This is a genomic window from Candidatus Accumulibacter necessarius, assembly GCF_036625085.1.
The window spans coordinates 22791-42198 of sequence record NZ_JAZKUM010000013.1 but is presented as its reverse complement, the minus strand read 5'-3'; the positions used below and the strand labels follow the sequence as shown (position 1 = coordinate 42198).

Here is a 19408-nt window from a genome sequence, read left to right as displayed (position 1 = left end):
TCGAACAGCGTCTGTCTCTCAGCTTTTCGTTGGTTGGCGTTGCCTTTATTGCTTCAGCAGTGCGCCACGCCCTTGTGCCTGCGCACGGCACATCGACACGAAAGAGAACATGACTTTTGCAGAAATCGGCCTTCACCCGGCCATCCTCAAAGCACTGACCGACTCCGGCTACAGCGAACCAACGCCGGTTCAGACTCAAGCCATTCCCGCTGCCCTGACCGGCCGCGACCTACTGGTTTCCTCGCAGACCGGCTCCGGCAAGACCGCTGCCTTCATGCTGCCGGCGCTGCATCGCTTTGCCTCGGAGCAGCGCCTGCCTGCTGCCGCTCGGACGGCGGTCCAGGAGCGTCGCCCAGCACCGGGGCGCGGTCATGATCGCCACCGCTTTCAGGCGGCGCAGCCAAGAATGCTGGTGCTGACGCCCACCCGCGAACTTGCCCTGCAGGTGACAGCGGCAACCGAGAAGTACGGCCGCCAGCTCAATCAGGTGCGGGCAGTGGCCATCCTGGGAGGTATGCCTTACCCGAAGCAGATGGAGCTCCTCGGTCGCAATCCGGAAATCCTGGTCGCCACGCCAGGTCGCCTGATTGATCACATGGGTTCGGGGAAGATCGATTTCTCGCAGTTGCAGGTGCTGGTCCTTGACGAAGCCGATCGCATGCTGGACATGGGTTTCATCGAAGACATCGAAAGGATCGTTGCGGCGACGCCTGCCTCGCGCCAGACAATGCTGTTTTCGGCGACGCTCGACGGCACCGTCGGAGAACTGGCTCAGCGCATGACGCGCGCTGCACTACGGATCCAGGTCGATGCGGTTTCGGCCAGACACGACCATATCGAGCAGCGGATGCATTTTGTCGACGATCTGGCGCACAAGAACCGCCTGCTCGACCACCTGCTGCGTGATGCGTCGATCGATCAGGCGCTGGTTTTCACCGCTACCAAGCGCGATGCCGACACCGTCAGCGATCGCCTGAACGTCGCTGGGCTCAACGCTGCGGCGCTGCATGGCGATATGCATCAGGGTGCCCGTAACCGTACCCTCGCGGCGATGCGTCGCGGTCAGGTGAGAATCCTGGTCGCTACCGACGTCGCCGCCCGTGGTATAGACGTCCCCACAATCACGCACGTTTTCAACTATGATCTGCCGAAGGCCGCCGAAGACTACGTGCACCGGATTGGTCGCACCGGTCGTGCCGGCCGTAGTGGTCTGGCGATTTCGCTGGTCCATCACGCCGAGCAATTCAACGTGAGGAAGATCGAGCGCTTTACCAAGCAGATGATACCGGTCGAGGTCGTGGTCGGCCATGAGCCGACTCGCCGGCCGTCGGCCACTCCCCGCCCGGCTGGCAAGCCAGCCTGGAAGGGCGGCGAGAAGCGCAGCTATGGCCAGCCGGTCGGACAAGCCGATAGCCGCTTCAGCAAGCCATCCGCTCCCCGACGCGATGGCCCGCCGCCTCGCGCGCCCTACCATGAGTCCGCGAAAGCCACTCACGGCGGCGGCCGCCGCACCTACGGCGATCGCTGATAGCCCCGGTACTTGACTGAAAAACCCGTCTGGTGCGGGTTTTTCTTCGCCATCGTTTGCTCGTTTGATCACGATGGTATCGCCTTTCGACGAATGCGTCCTCGGACCGGGTGGGTTATCCGAAGCCGGCGGGGGCCCGTGGGTTGCGCGATGAACTGCTCAGGAGGCGCTCCTTTGCCCCTGTGAAGGAAGCTGCTCCTCCTTCCTTTCGAGTCGGTCTTCGAGTTCACCGATGCAGGCGGCGAGACTGTTGCCTGACTGCTCCACCGCGGTCAGAAGCTTCTCTTCCAGCTGGTCCAGTCTGGCCAGGATGGCCGGATTGCTGGCAACCGTCGATCCGGTGCCGCGGCCGGCCAGCTTCTGCAACTCCGCCTCAAGGAAGCTGCGCAGCTCGGTGAAGCGTGAGGCCTCGGCCTTGTCGGCCAGTTCCCGGTTGACCTGCAGTTCCTGTGCATGACGCCGGGAGTCGAAGAGTGCAGAAGCCTGCACGTAAACGACAAAGACCAGGAAGAACGCGGTGAGAAAACCCACTACGCCGAGCATGATGACTCCGAGTGGCGCCTGCACTTCAGCCAGACCCAGGGAGAGCGTGGTTGGAGTGATGAAGGCGCTCCAGTTGAGCGCTGAAAAAGCAGCAATGACGCCAAGGACGAGCAGCAGAAAGACGGTGCGAAGCTTCATGAGGGGATTACTCCAGCATTTGTGGTCAGGAAAAGGCCGCCAAGGCGCCGAGGAAATTGCGACAGTATCTCAGGCTTGGCGATCACTCGCCAGCTTGTCGCCGACTTGGCCGACACCTCTGGTTGCAGCGTCAGGGGAGATCAGCAGACCGCATGCGGGCGAGGATGATCGTCGTTTTCCTGGCCAGACCCGGTGCGTTGCGGTTGCGATCGTAGAAGCGAGGGCTGGGGACCATCCCCGCAAGTCGCGCGGCCTGCTCGGGCGTGAGCTGTGCGGCAGTCACGCCGTAATAGTGACGGGCCGCGGCCTCGGCGCCAAACACACCGTTACCCCACTCGATGACGTTGAGGTAAACCTCGAAGATGCGCTGCTTGCTCCAGATGGTTTCCAGCATCAGCGTGACAATCGCCTCTTCAGCCTTTCGCCAGGTCGTCTTCGCAGGGGTCAGGAAAAGGTTCTTGGCGAGTTGCTGCGAAATCGTCGAGCCACCGGCGACGATGCGCCCCTTCCTTTGGTTCTTCTCGATTGCGTGCTGGATACCTTCCCAGTCGAATCCCTCGTGATCGACGAACTTGGCGTCTTCTGCGGCAATGATTGCACGCTTCAGGTTGGCTGAGATGCGGTCGTAACCGACCCATTGCTTTTTCAGTTGTGCCTGTGGATCCTTGAGCTGCAACTCCGCGAGGCGAAGGCTCATGAAACGAGTGCTGTCCGGGTTGAACCAGTTCCACCACAGAACCCAGCCAAACAGCCAGAACTGATAGAGAAGCAGCAGGGCGATGCAGGCAAGCAGCAGGCGCTTCAGCCACCGGGTGACACTCATCGCGTCGCCGAAGTGGCGGCCTCGGCGACGCGCAGCATGGCCATTACTGGCGCCGTGTCAGGCCGAATCCCGCGCCAGACGCGGAATGCTTCGGCCGCCTGCTCGACAAGCATGCCAAGACCATCAGCCAGGCGCGCCACGCCCTGGCTCCCGGCGAAAACCAGAAAAGGCGTCTGGCCTTGGCCATACATCATGTCGTAAGCTAGGCTCTCGGCCGCAAAAATCCCCTCGGGCAAGGGCGGGAGTTGGCCGCTAAGGCTGGCCGAAGTGGCGTTGATCACCAGATCGAAGGATTGGCCGGCGAGCTCCGCGTAATCACAGCCACGTAGCGAAGCGGTCAGGGGCAAGCGTTGTGCGAGATCGCGGGCCCGATCGGCGGTGCGGTTGGCGACCACCAGCGCTGCCGGTCGAGTGTCGAGCAAGGGCCCGATGACGCCACGCGCCGCGCCGCCCGCGCCAAGCAGGAGGACGCGCTTGCCAGCCACCTGGTAGCCCAGATTGAGTGTCAGGTCACGCAGCAGCCCATAGCCATCGGTGTTGTCGCCGAGCATGCCTGCCCCGTCGAAAACCAGCGTGTTGACCGCGCCGGCAACCTTGGCCCTGTCGGTCAGCCGATTTGCCAGCAGGCAGGCTTCCTCTTTGAACGGCACCGTGACGTTGGCACCACGACCGCTGCCAGCGACAAAACTACGCACAGCATCGACAAAGCCATCCCTTGGCGCCAGGATCGCTTCGTAAATGAGGTCCTGGCGGCATTGGGCAGCGAAGGCCGCGTGGATGGCCGGCGACAGGCTATGGCCAATCGGGTTGCCGAAGACACAGTAACGGTCGCTCATCGTCTGGCGGCCTTGGTCTCGAGGCTGTCACGCTGGGTAAAGTTCCAGGTGCGGGTAATCTCCAGGACGTCGGTATCGTGCCGGATGGCGGGCGGGAAAGCGGCGAAGGGCGACGCCATGGCGACGATCCGGCGAGCGGCATCGTCAAGGATCTTGTGGCCTGACGAACGGTTGATTTCGATTCCGACGACCGTGCCGTCGCTCTGGATCGTCACCGTCAGGACCAGGCTGCCATAGAGTTTGCCCCGGGCCGCTTCCGGATAGTTGAGGGTGCCGACGCGTTCGACCTTGATCCGCCACTCCTCGAAGTATTGTGCGAAGCGGTATTCCATCGCACTGGTCCCGATGAACTTCTTGCGTGGCCGCCTATTGTAGTCATCGAGTTCCTTGGCGATCTCGCCTTCAAGGCGCGCCATCGCGAGTGCGCTCTGCGCGAGGTCGCGACCGCTGGCATGGGGTACGGGCTCCGGTTGCGCTTCCCGGTCGGCAGTCGGAGCGACCATGCTCTTGCTCTCAACCGGCGTCGCGAGTCTTTGCTGATGGGCTTCAAGCGCCTGGATTCGCTTTCGCGAATGCTCGAGGTCGTCGCCTTCCTGATGCCTGGGTGCAGGAGGCAGGGGTGTCTTCGCGCGCCGATCGTGTTCGGTGTTGCCGCCATTGTCCAGGTTGGCCTGTGCCTGCGCGTGGGCTTCGGCAGGGGGGCGGGCCGAACGGCTGTTCACCAGAATGACATCGAGTGCGCGGTCCTTGAAAGTCCGCGACGCGTCGGGGAATTTGAAGTGGAGTGACAGCACCAGGCCGTGTAGCAGGAGCGATACACCGAGCGCCAGCCACAGCCTGTGTTCGGAAATCCATTGCATGACCGAATCACGCGAGCCGGCGTTCACTTCAACCCATCGCCTCCACCGTTTCGTCCTCGGCCCCGTCCTCGGCAGTTCCTGCAGGCGCAAGCGTTTCCACGTATCGGCAGCCGAGAGCAAGCGTCAGGTAGTCAATCGACTCGATCCGCAACCGAATTCGTTCGCCGGGCTTGAGATCCGGCGCCGAAGGGACGCGCTGGGTGAGAGGAAGGTGGTCGAGTCTGGCCAGGTTTTCGCGGCCGACAATCGTCGCCGCAATGGTGTCCATTCCTTGCTGACGCAGCCAGCGCAGACACCAGTAACGTTCCATGGCGCGCTGGAATTCGGCGTAGGCACTGTAGGTCAGCTCGAAATCGCGCAAGGCCGCGAACAACGCGTCCGAGCGGGCGGCGAAGGGTGGTGTCTCACCAGTCAGGCAGGCGATCAACTGCCACTGATTGAGCAGGTCAACGTAGCGGCGCAGCGGCGACGATGACCAGGCATACTGCTTTACTCCCAGCCCTTCGTGCGCCTGTGGTGAGGTGCTCATTCGCACCTTGCCACCGGTCTGCACGCGGTAGATGGCGGGCACTCCCTTGTGGGCAAGCAGGCCACCCCAGGTGCTGTTGGCGACGATCATCAGTTCGGCGACCAGTTTGTCGAGTGGGCTGCCGCGCCGGCGCGCAGAGATCTCGACCCGGCAGGCCTCGGCATCGACAAGATCACCGTCGATGCGAAAGTTGTAGTCGTGATTCCCCTGCATCGCCGACGGCTTGCCTCGCCGGCCTTCGCAGGCATTGGCGAGATGCCAGAGTGTCAGCAACTCGTCGCGAAAGGGGAACTCGGGCAGCCCATTGGCAATCGTTTGCTCATTGAACTGCGGCTCAACGTCGTGATGGCGCAGGTTGGCTACGACCGGAACGATCTCCAGGCGCGACTCACAGGCAGTTATCTCGAGTTCCGGCGTCACCGTGAGGTAGAGTGAAACAGTCGGAACCTCGCGGCCGCTCGAGAGCGTGAACCGTTCGACAGCCGTATTCGGCAGCATGGTGATCTTGCTGCCCGGCATGTAAACGGTCGATAGCCTTGCGCGCGCGATCTCGTCAAGTGGCGATCCCGGCGCAATCCCCAGTGATGGGGCGGCAATGTGGATACCGACTCGCCAGCCCAGGCCGGGCAGTGTCTGGAGTGAAAAAGCGTCGTCGATTTCGGTGGTCGTCGCGTCATCAATCGAAAAGGCCTGGACGTCGGCACGTGGCAGGCCCTTCGGGAACTGCGGCGCTTCGGTTGCCGGGAAGGCAGTGCCACGCGGGAATTGTTCGAGCAGAAAGCGCTGCAGGTGATAGTCGTACGCCGAGCGGATGGCACCGCATTTTTCAAGGAGGTGGGCGGCCGTCAGGCCGGTTTCGCTGCACGCCGCTTCCAGTGCCTTGGTTTCACCCCGGTTCCGGTCGGGCCTGTAAAGCAGTTGGCCGAGAATTGGCGGGAACTCGGGCGGCAGCGAGAAAGCCGTGAGCTGACCGACCATGCGCTCTATGCTCAGAGCTTGCTGGCGTTTTTTTTCAAGACCGGTGAGGGCCGCCTGGAGAATTTCGGCTGGAGCCTTGCGGAAACGTCCCTTGCCCTTGCGGTGGAAATAGATTGGCGCCGAGTGCAGGGCCAGGAGTAGCGCCGCAGTCTCGACCGCGGTACCGGTGTGACCGAAATACTCGCTGGCGAAATCGGAAAAGGAAAACTCGTCGTCACCCAGACACTCCCAGAGAAAGTCGGGCTCGATTTCGCTGGCCAGAACTTCGGCCTGATCGAGCAACGCCGTCGGTACCGGTTCGCTGTAGCGCAGCAGTACGTTCGTTGCCTTGATTTTGCTGCGCTTGCCGGAGACCGTCTCGACCTGCAGCGAGCTGTCGTTGTCGGTAACAATGGTGGCCGCCTTGAAAGCCCCGTCTTCTTCGAATAGAACATGCATCGCGCCGATTATAACCCACAGAATTCAATGATTTGCGGTATCAGATCAGGGAAGCGCGTGAAGCTGTGATCGCCGCCCTGGAGGATGCTTTGGCGGCTGCCGGCATAGCGCGCGACGGCCTGACGATAGTCAAGCACTTCGTCGCCGGTCTCGACGAGCAGCAGGTAGCGCGAGGGCGTGACGGCGGGCGTCTCGAGCGCGCACAGCTGTTCGACGTGCTCGCGAGTGAACTCGAAGGTCTCGCCGGTGTGGAAGTTGGTGTGGGTCCCGACGAGTCCAGCAAGCAGGACTGGCGCCATTACCGCCGGGTTGATCAGGACGGCACGCAGGTCGTGTTTCTCGGCCAGCCAACTGGCATAATAGCCGCCGAGCGAGCTGCCGACCAGTGTTGTCGGCGCCTCCCTGCTGGCCAGCAGAGCTTCGGCGGTGGCGATGGCTGCCAGGGGCACGGGTGACAAGAGTGGGCATGCGAAGCGGTCGCCAAGGCCGGCGGTGCCCAAGTGCTCGCCGAGCAGCCGCGCCTTCCAGGATGCCGGTGACGAGCAGAAACCGTGCAAGTAGAGAATCCGCGGAGCTGCCACTTCAGCCACTGCTCCAGGAAATCACGTCGAGATGCCAGGTCACCAGCACGACGATGCCGAAAGCGATGCGATACCAGGCAAAAATCGAGAAGTCGTGCGTGCTGATGTAACGCAGCAGCCCGCGCACCGCCCAGAAAGCCGAGATAAACGAGGCGGCGAAACCAATCACCCACATCCCGACGTCGTCGAAAGAAAGCAGTGCACGTTCCTTGTAGAGCTGATATATGCTGGCGCCGATCAGCGTCGGCATGGCCAGAAAGAAGGAAAACTCGGTTGCCGCACGACGCGACAGCCCGAAAAGCAGGCCGCCGATGATCGTTGCTCCCGAGCGCGAGGTGCCCGGAATCAGGGCCAGCGCCTGGGCAAAACCGAGCTTGATGGCGTCCGTCAGCGACAGGTCGTCGATCGACTCGACACGGATGCGATGCTCACGGCGTTCGGCCCACAGAATGATCAGGCCCCCCACGATAAAGGCCGTCGCCACTACCGGTGCGTTGAACAGGTAGGCCTTGATCGCCTTGCCGAACAGGAGTCCGATGATCGCCAGCGGCAGGAAGGCGACCAGCACGTTGAGCGCAAAGCGCTGCGCGGCGCGATCGTTCGGCAGGCCAAGCAGCACCTGAGTGATTTTCGCCCGATATTCCCAGCAGACGGCGAGCATCGCGCCCGACTGGATGACGATCTCGAACAGCTTGCCGCGCTCGTCGTTGAAATCGAGCAAATCGCCGGCCAGGATCAGGTGGCCGGTGGAAGACACCGGCAGGAACTCGGTGACGCCTTCAACGATGCCGAGAATCAGAGCTTTCAGCAAGAGCAGCAGGTCCACGGCAGGCTTTCCGCAAAAAGCGGCATTCTACCACTCAGGCTCGGGTTGCCTGCCTGCTCCAGACGCCGATAGCCAGGCGATCGGACCTGGTCCCGATCCTGACCGCACATTTCACCCGACGGCTGCAGCCCGTCGCAGCATGCGGGCCGCTCGGGGCATCCCCACAGGCGGCAGCTCTGGTCGTCGGTCAGATTGGCGCAGCGTTGTCCAGCCAGCTTGCCCTGGGGGTGGCCAGGCATCGGTGTGGTGATCGAGGGTGCTATGCAGCAGGCGCCGCAAGCTGGGCGGCAGTCAGGCAGCGGCAACATCGACAGCGGTTTCGGGACTCGCAGTCGCGGCGGGAGATGGCTCATCGACGGCAATGGCCTCGGCGCCGCCATGTCCCAGTCGCCTGGAAAGTTTCGCCGCGGCATCCTTGGTGCTCAGTGCCATTGGACTGTCCCAATCCAGGTTGAAGCTGCCGATGATGCCCAGCGAGGTGATGGCGGCGACCATCCGACCGGTATGATCGAAGACCGGGGCACTGAAACCATTGATCCCTGGTGTCACGCTACCCGAAGCGCGGGCAATGCCATGGCGACGAATTTCGTCGAGTTGCACCGCAAGCGCCGAGAGCACCGCCACAGGCGTGCTATTCCTTGCCGCAGCCGTTGCCTGCACTTCGGCGTCGAGCATTTTCCTGAGATAGGGCGAGCGGTAGAAAGCGGCGAAGGCCAGACCAGTGGCCGAGGAAGTCAGCGGCAGGACCACACCGGTGCGCAATGTGACGGTCACGGGGCCGCCGGCCTCGACCCAACGCACACAGGTTGCGCCGTGATTTCCCCACATAGCGAGCGCTACGGTCTCGCCGATGTGTTCACAGAGATCGTCGAGCACCGGCCCCGCCAGCCGCACCGGATCCAGTCGTGCCAGACTCGCCAGCCCCAGTTCGAGCGCAAACTCGCCGAGATCGTAGCGCCCGGTATTTGCATCCTGTTCGACGAGTCCCATGCGCATGAAGCTGACCAGGTAACGACGAGCCTTGGCGGCCGGCATGCCGGCGTTGCGGGCAAGGTCACGCAATACCATCGAGCGTCCGTTCGTCGCCAAGGCCCGCAGCAGCCTGTTGCCAACCTCGATCGACTGGATGCCTTGGCGCTGGTTGGTCGCTTCCGTACCGGTGGACTCGGACATTCGCCTCCTTCATGCGCTCAGGCGATCGCCTGCAGCGCGGCGTCGTAGTCGGGCTCGTCCTTGATTTCCGCAACCAGTTGGCTGTGCAGCACCCGATCGTCACGGTCAAGCACGACCACTGCGCGTGCGGCCAGGCCGGCCAGCGGACCATTTCTCAGCGCAACGCCGTAGGCTTCGAGAAAATCATTTCCGCGCATGGTGGACAGCGTGATCACCTTGTCCAGGCCCTCGGCACCGCAGAAGCGGCTCTGCGCGAAAGGCAGGTCGGCGGATATGCAGAGCACCACGGTATTGGGCAACTCGCTCGCCTTCTGATTGAACTTGCGCACCGAGGTGGCACAGGTTGGCGTGTCGATGCTCGGAAAGATGTTCAGGATCTTGTTCTGGCCGGCAAAGCTGCTGAGGGGAACGTCGGCAAGATCCTTCCCGACTAGCACGAAGGCCGGCGCTGTCTGGCCTTGCTGCGGGAAGCTGCCACTGAGCTGAAAAGGTTTGCCACCGAGCGTTACTGTGCCTGTCATGTCGATTCCTTATCACGATTAAAATGGGAGCGATCTGTCGAGAAGCGTCGGTTGCTTTCGTCAGTGTCTCTTGGTCACTATTACACGTCCTAAGTTCAGCAGGGACAGCCGTTCTCAAGTCTGCCGTACGAGTTGGCGGGAGGACTCGGCGCTGGCCGATCAACTAATGCAGAGCCTCCTGAACCTCTTGCGCGGCTAGCAGGCCGGCAGTTGAGCGCGGCACGGGAAAGCGCTAGCGTTCAGAAAATGCTCGAACTCGGCAGCGGGGAGTGGCTGGCTGAACAGGAAACCCTGCATGTCGTTACAGGCAAGGTCGCTCAGCAACTTCCTCTGGGCTTCGGTTTCCACGCCCTCGGCCAGGATGCGCAAACCGAAGCTGCGGGCGATACAGGAAATGGCGTGAATGATCGAGGTCGAACTGTAGTTCGTGGGGTTCAGATCGCGAACGAAGGACTGGTCGATCTTGATGCTGGTGATCGGGAAACGGCGCAGATAGTTGAGCGAAGAATAGCGCGTTCCGAAATCGTCGATTGAGACCCGCAGCCCGCAGTTGCGCAGTTGCTTGACTATGCTTATGTTCTTCTCGGCATCCTTCATCAGCAGGCTTTCGGTAATTTCGATATCGACGGCGGCTGCCGGGATGGCGTAAGCGCTTATTCGCTGAAGGATTCGTTCGGGCAGGTCTTCGCGTTCAAATTCTTTCGGTGAGAGGTTGATGGCCAGTTGCAGACCGGTGAATCCCTGGTGCCGCCAGCATGCCAACTGACGCAGAGCCTGGTCAACCACCCATTCGCCCAGGTCGACGATCATTCCGGTTTCTTCGGCCAGTGGAATGAAGGCGTCCGGCGTCATCAACCCATGTATTGGGTGATGCCAGCGGATCAGTGCTTCCATGCCTATCGTCCGCCGCTGGCTGAAGTCAATCTGCGGCTGATAATACAGTTCAAACTGATCGCCACGTTTCAACGCGTTACGCAGATCGCTCTCTAGCGTGATGCGCATGCTGTGGCCGCTATGCATCTCCGGCATGTACTGGAGATAGCCGTTCTTTCCCTGACCCTTGATCTGGTACATGGCGATATCCGCGTTGCGCAGGAGAACCTCCGGGGTCTTGCCGTTGTCCGGGTAGAGCGAGATCCCGATGCTGACGGTGGTAAAGAAGTCGAGGCCGGCGATCTTGAAGGGCCTCTTGAGTTCAGCCAGCATCTTGGCAGCGATTACCCCGGCATCTTCGCCAGCGCCCAGATCGGGCAACAGGACGGTGAACTCGTCACCGCCCTGGCGCGCGAGCGTGTCGCCGGAACGCAGGCAACTGCGGGCCCGCTGGGCAAAGCACTTGAGCAACTCATCACCTTCGTGATGGCCATAGGTGTCATTGACCAGCTTGAAGCGATCGATGTCGATGAACATGACGCCGACCCGCTTGCCTTTCCTCTTCGCCTGTGTCAGGGCAACTCCCAGGCGATCCTTGAACAGGATGCGGTTGGGGAGACCGGTGAGCAGGTCATGAAAGGCCTGAAAAGCAATTGTTTCCTCGGCTTTCTTCCGGTCGGTGATGTCTCGCGCGACGCCGGAAGTGCCCATGAAATGCAGGTTGGCGGGCCCTTCCTCTGCGGTATACAGGCCTTGGGCACTGAGGATGGTGACGATCGTCCGGTTCTCAAAGTGGCGAACGCCCTGGGTTTTCGTCTGCAGGCGCACTTCAACGTTGGTGCTTGCCCGATCGCCGATACGGCGCTCGTTGAAGGCAAAACGAGCGTGCTCCAGGTCATCTGGATGAACGACGACCGAGTAGTGCTTGCCGAGGAGTTCGGCCGGCGTGTAGCCAAGCAGCGCCTCAACGCGGCCGTTGACGAAAATGAAGGAGCCGTTCCGGTCCAGCGTGTAGATGATGTCCGGGGACCGCTCCACCAGGAAGCGATGCAAGCGTTCAGAGTGTTCGAGTCGGACCGTCATCAGTGCATGCTCCCGCTCGATCTGCCGACGGCGCAGCACGCGGGCCACGGTATCGATCAGTTCTCCAGGGTCGCCATGTTTGCGGATGAATTCGAAGGCGCCGTGACGAAGGGCGCGGATTGCAGAGTCGATGGATTCGTCTCCGCTGAATACGACGACGGCCGTCGGCACATGCTTGTCAACCATCCATTGCATGACTTCAAGCCCATTGATGTCGGGTAGATTGAGATCAAGGATGAGGACGTCCACATCGCGGCGGTCAAGGCGACGCTGGGCTTCGCAACCGGTACCGCATTCTTCGATACGCCGGCCTTCGGCAGTGAGAAGTTGCCGATAGACGGCCCTGATTCGCTCCTCGTCGTCGACGATCAGGATGCTGCTGCTGGTCTGCTGGATGTCCGGAATCTGCGGCGAAAAATCAACGTCGGCTATGGCTTTCATCGCTACTCCTGGCAGGTGTCCGATGACGACATCGTCTCTGAGCGTAGTATTTTTTCGTTGCTGCCCCGGGGCTCTGTCTGGTTCGCTGTCGGCAACAGTAAGGAAATCATTGTTCCCACGCCTGGTTTGCTCCGACAAGTGACCGGAATTCCCAGTCGTTGTGCCAGTGCGCCGACGACTGACAGGCCGATGCCGCGGGTGCTGCCAATGCGACCATGGACCGGTCGATACAAGGCGCTTATCGCAGCTTCGTTCATGCCTGGCCCGTTGTCGTCGATTCTCAGTTCGGCGAAATGCCGCCCTTGGTGGCGGATGCCGTCGGTCAGGGTGAGTCGGAAGTGTTGTCCGCCGGCAAGCGCTTCAGAGGCGTTCTTCCACAGGTTGAGGAGGATCTGCTTGGTGCTGTCGCGATCGCAGGCAATTCCGATCGCTTCCCTGGGCAGGATTACTTCCACGGCTATGCCCTTCGAATCGAAGAGCGTCTCGCGATAGAGCAGCAACAGTTCGCGCACCAGGTCTGAGATGTCGACGATCTGCTCATCAACCGCATGCGCGGGCATATCGCTCATGCGCCGGACAATGCTCGCAACACGTTCGATCTCTTCCGTAAGCACGTTCAGTTCGTGGCGAACATCGGCTTCCTGCGGCAGCTTGCTGTCCAGTATTCGAAGATAGCCTTTGATGATTGTCAGCGGGTTTCCCGCTTCGTGAACCATTCGCCTTGCCTGGCGCGTAAAGCGCGCTGATGCCGCCTCGGCAGTCTGTACGCGAGACTCCCGGGCTTCGCGCCAGTTGTCCAGGCTCAGGCCCGCAATCCGTCCGAAGTTGGCCAGGCATGGCAGGCGGCGGGAAAGGTGCGCGTACTGGCTGGCACTCAGCCCGACGACAATGACGCCGACCGCTTGTCCGTGGGCGATCATCGGGATACACAGCAGGCCGTTGCTGGCAAAGGCTCTGGCAAACTGGATGTCCATGAGGGACTTCGCGAGGGCTGGCTCGTGGTCATAGGAAGAGCAGATCTGCTTGCTGATCGCTGCCGCCGTGGCCAGGCTTCGATGCGCCTCGGGAAGGATGCTGACCTGGCCAAAAATGGCTGCCTGCCCGGTGAGGCCCTTGCCGGTCAGTCGGCCATCGACCGGATCGCAGAGCAGAAAGGCGAGGCGGTTCAGCTCAAACAGGATGCGTGCTGATTCACGCAGGGCCAGCAGCACCTCGGCATTGGTCTCGAGCGCCAGAAGTTCATCCTGCAAGGGTTGCAGCAGGGCTTTGTGACCGATCAGGCTGGCGATCTGGCCGGTGGCATCGGGCTGCGAGCGGGTTCGCACGTTGAGTACCCGCGGCAGGCCGGCAGCGCTGCCACAGGCTGTCTTCTCCTGGGGGGCAATGCCGATGGCGTCGGCAACCATGCACATGCGCTGTCCGGCCTGGTTGCTCAGCCCACGCAGCCGACTGCTACCGGAGTCACCAAACATCTGGTCGGCGAGCCTTCCCAACTCCTCGGGCACCTCGTCGCAACCGGCGAGCGCGTGCGCCATCCATACCACCTGTGCGAGTTGGGCGGCGGTCACGATCTGCTCGGCCGGCAGGTGGTGGAAAAGGATGCCGTCAGCAAACGGCGAGTCAAGTTGCCACTGATCCGCCAGCCAGGTACCAATCTCGCCATGGTGAACGCCCAGTTGCGCCACTTCCAGTTCCGATAGCGTGGTTTCGCTGCTACAGGTGGCGAGCAACTTCAGATATGGCTCGCCCAGGGCGGAGAGCAGAATCAGTTCGCCGACATCATGCAAAAGGCCGGCCAGATAGGCTTCGTCCGGTCGCTGATAGCCGATTGCTGTAGCCAGGCTTCGGGACAGCTCGGCGACCAGCAGCGAGTGGGTCCAGAACCCTGAAAGATCAACTGCCCGCGTGGCTGAGCGCTCATCGAACAGGCTCTGAACCGATAGGCAGGTAGCAATCGATCGAACCAGACGGGTACCGAGCGCAGTGAGGCAGCTCTCGATACTGCGGAACTGGTTGCCACGTCGGATTGCGGATGAATTGGCGGCGGTGAGGACCCTGGTACACAAGCCGGGGTCTTGCTCAACCAGCTTGGCGAGCTCGGCCATGGTCGTACCATCATCGTCAACCAGTTGCAGCAGTCGCAGCAGTATCTGCGGTGGCGATGGCGCGCGTCCGGACTCTATCGCGTGGCGGACGGGCTCCGGCAGGCTATACATCGCGCTGGCGGAAGGGGCTGTACGCGGTCCTCGTAGCAGCGGGCGAGAGGGAATATCCGTGCATGTCTGCTGGTTTCCCTAGCCAAGCGGGAGGCCGTTGGCGCGAGCTGTCTGTTGTCCGGGAGCGCTGCGCAAAATCCCGATGATCCGGGATCGGTCGAGGAGAATCGGAACCGAAATTGGTCGGTCCAGACTGAGTGCCGGCAAGACCGTGAAGCTCCTTCGATAGTCCTGGTTCATCGTCAGTTCTGTCAGATTAGAGAGAAACACCCATTCGCAGCGCCAGTCACCAGTCCGCCAGCGATTAACGGGCGCAAAGATTTGCATAGTACTACGAAGTCAGCGCTCACATCGCGCGCCCGGCGGCGCCAGGGTGGTCAGCCGCCAGTCCGGGCACCGTCCCCTGAGCGTGCCCGTCCTGCAGCTTGCCGTCAGCGCGCGGGCAGCGTCGGTACCGGTGCGCTCCTAGTCGAGCTTCTTGAGATAATCCTTGGTGAATATCTTGTCCGGCAGATCGCGCAGCTTCATCCCGGCGTACTCGAGCACGGACTGTTCGCCACCACGCAGCGCGTCTTCCATGACCAGTCGCGTGGGACGCTTTCTGCCCTCCATGGTCTTGAAGTTCTCGTACTTGCACGTCTTCAGCAGACGATTGGAGAGCGAATAGAACTCCGCCTTGTAGGGCCAGTAGTCCTTCTCCCGGACCCAGTAGAGCACTCGTTGGTAGGTCACGCTGCGGTCAACACCCGTCAGTTCCAGCACGTGAAAGTCGTCGCTGCCGATCTTTTCACTCCGTAGCAGTTTCGGGTGGTAATCGGCAGCGAAGTTGGCTCGTGCCAGGTCGCCGTTGGCGACCTGGCCGGTCAGCCGCTGAGAGAGGGCGAGCCGGATCGGTTGCGAAACATCCGGCATGAAAACCCACAGGTCGCGTCCCTTCATCAGCATGATCTGACCACGTTCGGAAGCGGGTTCAGTGACCATGACGACGCTGTTGCTGCTGCCTTTTGCAAGAACGCGGTACTTGCGTACATCGCTGGTCTGTTCGCTACCGATGGTGGTGATGCTGACGTCCACCTGAAAGCCCTCTGCCGGGAAACGAACCTGGTCGGCTTTTTCGACGATCAGCCGGGCCTCGGTGTCGTCGCCTGTCGTTGGCTGCACCGTCTCCGCCGCTGGTGCTGGCGCCCCCCAGGCCAGGATTGCCGCGGCGAGAAGAGCCAAGGCGCTGTTGACAGCAGAATGACGGATAGTCATGATTTCCATAGTTTTCACCCTATTGTGCTGACCGTTGACGCGGTTGGCAGGAAGTGCCACCGCATGAAGGTTGTCCGCATAGAACATGTATACAAAGATTATCAGCTCGGCGAACAGAAAGTCCAAGCCCTCAAGGACATTACGCTGTCGTTCGACCCGGGCGTCTTCCTGGCCATCGCAGGCCCTTCGGGTAGCGGCAAGACGACCCTCCTGAACCTGATTGGTTGTATCGATACCCCAACCAGCGGCAAGATCTACATCAACGACCAGGATGTGAGTGGTCGGACGCCCGATCAGCTCGCCGATCTTCGCGCCCGGACGATCGGGTTCATTTTCCAGACCTTCAATCTGCTGCCGGTGTTGTCAGCCGCCGAAAACGTCGAGTATCCGCTGCTTCACCGCCGGGATGTTTCGCGCGAGGAGCGTCAGCGGCGAGTAGCCTACTTCCTTGATATCGTTGGCTTGTCGAAATACGCCAGTCATCGCCCGAATCAGTTGAGTGGTGGGCAGCGTCAGCGGGTCGCCATCGCCAGGGCGCTGGCCATTCGGCCGGCGATCGTGCTGGCGGATGAACCGACGGCCAACCTCGATCACAAGACCGGCGAGGAAATCCTGCTCCTCATGAAGCGGATCAACCGCAAGTTCAAGACGACGTTCATTTTTTCCACCCACGACAAGCGGGTGATTGCCAAGGCTGACCGCCTGGTTCGCGTTGAGGACGGCGAAATCGCCTTGCTTGGCATGCGCTCGCATACTAAGTGGTCGGTCGCTCGCCATCGTCCGTCCGAAGCCGGCACCAGCAACCATGATACCAGCAGCCAGGCCTCCGAGATGTCGGCTGCAGGCGGGGGGAACAGCAATGCAGATCAGAATTAACCAGCGTTCCGCCTGTCTTGTCCTGGTGCTTGCGAGCGCAACCGTGTCAGCGGCGGATGAGGGCGTCGGCGGCGCTGACCAGGCAGGCCACGATGTCGCTACCCCACATTCCCTGCGGTCAGCTGGTCTCCTGCTTGCCGCCGCCGATACCCTGCCCAGGAGCAGGGATGCCCTGTTTGCCGACGACGAACCGGCAACGGAATCGCCGCCGGCAGAAAGTCGGGAATCGCTCTTCGGCAACGACGAGCCGGGCCAGCCGCAGGCTGCGGAGCCGCCGGCCAGCCGGGACTTGCTGTTCGGTGACGACCAGCCGCAGAAGCCCGGGACCGCCTCGGCCGGTTCGTCGTCGCTGGGTGCTGCTGGCTTCAAGGGCTTCGTGCAGAATGTGATGGCCTATACCTATGCGAAGCCGGCCCACTGGTCGGAGATGATGACCCGCGTCGATCTGAGTGCGCAGGGTGATCTCGGCAGCAACATCAAGTGGAAGCTGGGCGCCCGCGTCGACTACGACGCAACTTATACCCTGACCGATTTCTATCCGCAGGCCGTGGCCGATGACCAGCGCTTCAATGTGCTGCTACGCGAGAATTACCTCGACATTGGCGCCGGCGACTGGGATTTCCGCTTCGGTCGCCAGCAGATCGTCTGGGGTGAGATGGTCGGCCTGCTCTTTGGCGACGTGGTTTCCGCCAAAGACATGCGGCAGTTCATCCTGCCGGAATTCGAGATCCTGCGCATTCCGCAATGGGCCGCCAGGGCTGAATACTTCAAGGACGATTTCCACCTTGAGTTGCTCTGGATCCCGGTTGCCAGCTACGACAACATAGGCAAGCCGGGCTCGGAGTTCTATGCATACACGCTGCCGCCGCCGCCGGGTTTTAGCGAGGTCATCGAAAACGAGAAATTCCCCTCGCGCAGTCTTTCCAATACGAACTACGGTTTGCGCCTGTCGGTGCTGCGAGACGGATGGGATGTGGCGGCTTTTGCCTACAGCAGCATGAGCGTTGCGCCGACCTTCTACCGCGAGATCCGTGCCGGCTTGCAGCCGACGGTGATCTATCAGGCCAGGCATGACCGGATCGATCAGTTCGGTACCACCCTGGCCAAAGATCTCGGTTCGCTGGTCCTGAAGGCGGAGGCCGTCTATACGCGTGGTCGCGGCTATGAGGTGACCAACCTGACCGACCCTGATGGGGTCGTTTTCCAGAACAATCTCACCTGGGTCATCGGTCTGGACTATACCGAGTTGGCCGATACGCGGATCAATTTCCAGATCTTCCAGAGCCACGTCTTTGACCGCGACCCGGATATCGTCCCGTCGGCCAACGAGAATGGCTACAGTCTGCTGGTCAACCACAAGTTCGGCGACAAGGTCGAGGCGCAGGCTCTGTGGGTCTCCAGCCTCAATCGCACCGACTGGATGCTCAGACCAAGAGTGAGCTGGAACTTCGAGAAAAACTGGCGTCTGGCGTTTGGCGTTGACCTTTTCAATGGACCGCCATTGGGTTACTTCGGTCGCTACGACAACAGGGACCGCGTCTATACAGAGCTGCGCTACAGCTTTTGAGTCGCCGTGCCTCTATCCATTGCCGGTGACCAGAACCGCGGCACCCCGCAGCTGACCGCTGCGCAGTCGCTCGAGGGCCTCGTTGGCCGATGCCAGGGGAAACGTTTCCACTTCGGTCCTGACGCCGGCCCGTGGGGCGACAGCGAAAAATTCCTCGCCGTCGCGCCGGGTCAGGTTGGCGATGGAGCGAAGGCAGCGCTCTCCCCAGAGGATGGAATACGGGAACGCGGGAATGTCGCTCATGTGGATGCCGGCACAGACGACCGTTCCGCCCTTGCGCGTGTGTCGAAGCGCCAGCGGGACCAGATCGCCGACCGGTGCGAAGATGATTGCCGCATCAAGTTCTTCCGGGGGCGCCGCGTCGGCACCGCCGGCCCAGGCAGCGCCGAGCTGACGGGCAAAATCCTGCCCATTGATGTCGCCGGGCTTGGTGAAGGCGAATACCTGGCGTTTCTGCCAGCAAGCGACCTGCGCGATGATGTGCGCGGCGGCGCCGAAACCGTAGATGCCCAGGCACCGCGCATCGCCGGCGGCGACGAGCGAGCGATACCCGATCAGTCCGGCGCAAAGCAGCGGTGCTGCCTCGGCGTCGGAGTATTCATCCGGCAGCGAGAAGCAGTAACGCTGATCCGCCAGCGCGAACTCCGCATAGCCGCCATCCAGCGTGTAGCCGGTGAACTCGGCCGCGTCACAAAGGTTCTCGGCCGCGCTCGTGCAGTGGCGGCAATAGCCGCAGGTGCGTCCCAGCCAGGGTACCCCGACGCGCTGGCCGAGGGCAAAGCGCTCCACCCTGGCACCCTTTTCGACCACGATGCCAACGATTTCATGGCCGAGAATGAGCGGCAGCTTGGGTTGTTTCAGATCGCCATCCATGACGTGCAGATCAGTCCGGCAAACGCCGCAGGCACGCACTTCGAGCAGGATCTGTTCGGCGTCTGGGCTTGGTCGGGGCAGGTCGGCGAGCCGCAACGGATCGCCCTGGGCATTCAGAATCATGGCCTTCATGTGCATCCCCCGCGGTCACTTCCTACAGGCGAAACCCGTTTCCTGCACGTATTCGGGCCAGGGCCTTGCTGTCCCCAGCAGAGCGCGCGCAAGCAGGCATAGGCAGATTCTAGGCGAACGCCGCCGATATCTCCAACCTGATCGGGGCCGGCAACCCGAATGCCGCCGTGACGCCGTACATTCTTCCCGAAATCGCCGGTAACCCGGGCATCTTTCCACCGCCTGCCGATTTGCCACTGCTCGAAATGCTGCGCCGCTTCGACGCGAAAACCCGCCGGCTGTTGTCCTGCATGTGGACCGAGATCAAGGTCCGCTGAAA

17 protein-coding genes are annotated in these 19408 nt (G+C 61.6%); 4 read left to right on the top strand and 13 right to left on the bottom strand.

All coding sequences use genetic code 11. From position 1 onward, the window contains the following. Positions 1–109 precede the first annotated feature (109 nt). A complete protein-coding gene (locus tag V5B44_RS24255) occupies positions 110–1528 on the top strand; it encodes a DEAD/DEAH box helicase (RefSeq protein WP_332361677.1) in 1419 nt (472 codons plus the stop codon). Positions 1529–1687: 159 nt separating this feature from the next. On the opposite strand, the gene V5B44_RS24250 is transcribed toward V5B44_RS24255, so the two are convergent. The 12 genes from V5B44_RS24250 to V5B44_RS24190 form a co-directional block, all read right to left on the bottom strand. After that, the gene (locus V5B44_RS24250) at positions 1688–2209 is read right to left on the bottom strand and encodes a LapA family protein (RefSeq protein WP_332361675.1); all 522 of its coding nucleotides are present in this window, start codon (positions 2207–2209) and stop codon (positions 1688–1690) included. A 130-nt stretch (positions 2210–2339) separates the two neighbouring features. Continuing rightward, on the bottom strand, positions 2340–3032 hold the full coding sequence (gene mtgA, locus V5B44_RS24245) for a monofunctional biosynthetic peptidoglycan transglycosylase (RefSeq protein ID WP_332361673.1): 693 nt from the start codon (positions 3030–3032) through the stop codon (positions 2340–2342). Next, positions 3029–3868, bottom strand: a complete 840-nt coding sequence (gene aroE, locus V5B44_RS24240; protein ID WP_332361672.1) for a shikimate dehydrogenase — start codon at positions 3866–3868, stop codon at positions 3029–3031. The genes mtgA and aroE overlap by 4 nt, the downstream gene beginning before the upstream one ends. Beyond that, positions 3865–4755, bottom strand: coding sequence for an energy transducer TonB (locus V5B44_RS24235; protein WP_332361670.1), 891 nt, complete (start codon positions 4753–4755; stop codon positions 3865–3867). The genes aroE and V5B44_RS24235 overlap by 4 nt, the downstream gene beginning before the upstream one ends. 1 nt (position 4756) lies before the next feature. Next, a complete protein-coding gene (locus tag V5B44_RS24230) occupies positions 4757–6673 on the bottom strand; it encodes a ribonuclease catalytic domain-containing protein (RefSeq protein ID WP_332361668.1) in 1917 nt (638 codons plus the stop codon). 8 nt (positions 6674–6681) lie between these two features. Then, entirely contained in the window at positions 6682–7254 is a 573-nt protein-coding gene (locus tag V5B44_RS24225; RefSeq protein WP_332361666.1) for a YqiA/YcfP family alpha/beta fold hydrolase, read from the bottom strand. Position 7255: 1 nt separating this feature from the next. Continuing rightward, on the bottom strand, positions 7256–8080 hold the full coding sequence (locus V5B44_RS24220; RefSeq protein WP_332361664.1) for an undecaprenyl-diphosphate phosphatase: 825 nt from the start codon (positions 8078–8080) through the stop codon (positions 7256–7258). A gap of 291 nt (positions 8081–8371) precedes the next feature. Beyond that, a complete protein-coding gene (locus V5B44_RS24210; protein ID WP_332361662.1) occupies positions 8372–9253 on the bottom strand; it encodes an IclR family transcriptional regulator in 882 nt (293 codons plus the stop codon). A 17-nt stretch (positions 9254–9270) separates the two neighbouring features. Then, complete coding sequence (gene tpx, locus V5B44_RS24205) at positions 9271–9774, bottom strand: thiol peroxidase (protein ID WP_332361660.1); 504 nt, start codon at positions 9772–9774, stop codon at positions 9271–9273. Between the two features lie 195 nt (positions 9775–9969). Next, on the bottom strand, positions 9970–12171 hold the full coding sequence (locus V5B44_RS24200) for a putative bifunctional diguanylate cyclase/phosphodiesterase (protein ID WP_332361658.1): 2202 nt from the start codon (positions 12169–12171) through the stop codon (positions 9970–9972). Positions 12172–12173: 2 nt separating this feature from the next. Beyond that, a complete protein-coding gene (locus V5B44_RS24195; protein ID WP_332361656.1) occupies positions 12174–14387 on the bottom strand; it encodes an HDOD domain-containing protein in 2214 nt (737 codons plus the stop codon). A gap of 465 nt (positions 14388–14852) precedes the next feature. After that, a complete protein-coding gene (locus V5B44_RS24190) occupies positions 14853–15650 on the bottom strand; it encodes an outer membrane lipoprotein-sorting protein (protein ID WP_332361654.1) in 798 nt (265 codons plus the stop codon). A 54-nt stretch (positions 15651–15704) separates the two neighbouring features. Between V5B44_RS24190 and V5B44_RS24185 the strand changes: the two genes are divergently transcribed. Further along, complete coding sequence (locus V5B44_RS24185) at positions 15705–16517, top strand: ABC transporter ATP-binding protein (protein ID WP_332361652.1); 813 nt, start codon at positions 15705–15707, stop codon at positions 16515–16517. Next, complete coding sequence (locus V5B44_RS24180; protein WP_332361650.1) at positions 16501–18084, top strand: DUF1302 family protein; 1584 nt, start codon at positions 16501–16503, stop codon at positions 18082–18084. The genes V5B44_RS24185 and V5B44_RS24180 overlap by 17 nt, the downstream gene beginning before the upstream one ends. Positions 18085–18096: 12 nt before the next feature. Here V5B44_RS24180 and V5B44_RS24175 read toward each other — a convergent pair whose 3' ends face one another. Next, a complete protein-coding gene (locus V5B44_RS24175; protein ID WP_332361647.1) occupies positions 18097–19089 on the bottom strand; it encodes a zinc-dependent alcohol dehydrogenase family protein in 993 nt (330 codons plus the stop codon). 167 nt (positions 19090–19256) lie between these two features. On the opposite strand from V5B44_RS24175, the gene V5B44_RS24170 reads away from it, so the two are divergent. Then, positions 19257–19406, top strand: coding sequence for a hypothetical protein (locus V5B44_RS24170; protein WP_332361645.1), 150 nt, complete (start codon positions 19257–19259; stop codon positions 19404–19406). Positions 19407–19408: the final 2 nt, after the last annotated feature.

Coding starts and splice junctions, on each gene's coding strand:
- V5B44_RS24255 (WP_332361677.1), top strand. CDS start 110: ATGACTTTTGCAGAAATCGGCCTTCACCCGGCCATCCTCAAAGCACTG.
- V5B44_RS24250 (WP_332361675.1), bottom strand. CDS start 2,209: ATGAAGCTTCGCACCGTCTTTCTGCTGCTCGTCCTTGGCGTCATTGCT.
- mtgA (WP_332361673.1), bottom strand. CDS start 3,032: ATGAGTGTCACCCGGTGGCTGAAGCGCCTGCTGCTTGCCTGCATCGCC.
- aroE (WP_332361672.1), bottom strand. CDS start 3,868: ATGAGCGACCGTTACTGTGTCTTCGGCAACCCGATTGGCCATAGCCTG.
- V5B44_RS24230 (WP_332361668.1), bottom strand. CDS start 6,673: ATGCATGTTCTATTCGAAGAAGACGGGGCTTTCAAGGCGGCCACCATT.
- V5B44_RS24210 (WP_332361662.1), bottom strand. CDS start 9,253: ATGTCCGAGTCCACCGGTACGGAAGCGACCAACCAGCGCCAAGGCATC.
- tpx (WP_332361660.1), bottom strand. CDS start 9,774: ATGACAGGCACAGTAACGCTCGGTGGCAAACCTTTTCAGCTCAGTGGC.
- V5B44_RS24200 (WP_332361658.1), bottom strand. CDS start 12,171: ATGAAAGCCATAGCCGACGTTGATTTTTCGCCGCAGATTCCGGACATC.
- V5B44_RS24195 (WP_332361656.1), bottom strand. CDS start 14,387: ATGTATAGCCTGCCGGAGCCCGTCCGCCACGCGATAGAGTCCGGACGC.
- V5B44_RS24190 (WP_332361654.1), bottom strand. CDS start 15,650: ATGGAAATCATGACTATCCGTCATTCTGCTGTCAACAGCGCCTTGGCT.
- V5B44_RS24185 (WP_332361652.1), top strand. CDS start 15,705: ATGAAGGTTGTCCGCATAGAACATGTATACAAAGATTATCAGCTCGGC.
- V5B44_RS24180 (WP_332361650.1), top strand. CDS start 16,501: ATGCAGATCAGAATTAACCAGCGTTCCGCCTGTCTTGTCCTGGTGCTT.
- V5B44_RS24175 (WP_332361647.1), bottom strand. CDS start 19,089: ATGAAGGCCATGATTCTGAATGCCCAGGGCGATCCGTTGCGGCTCGCC.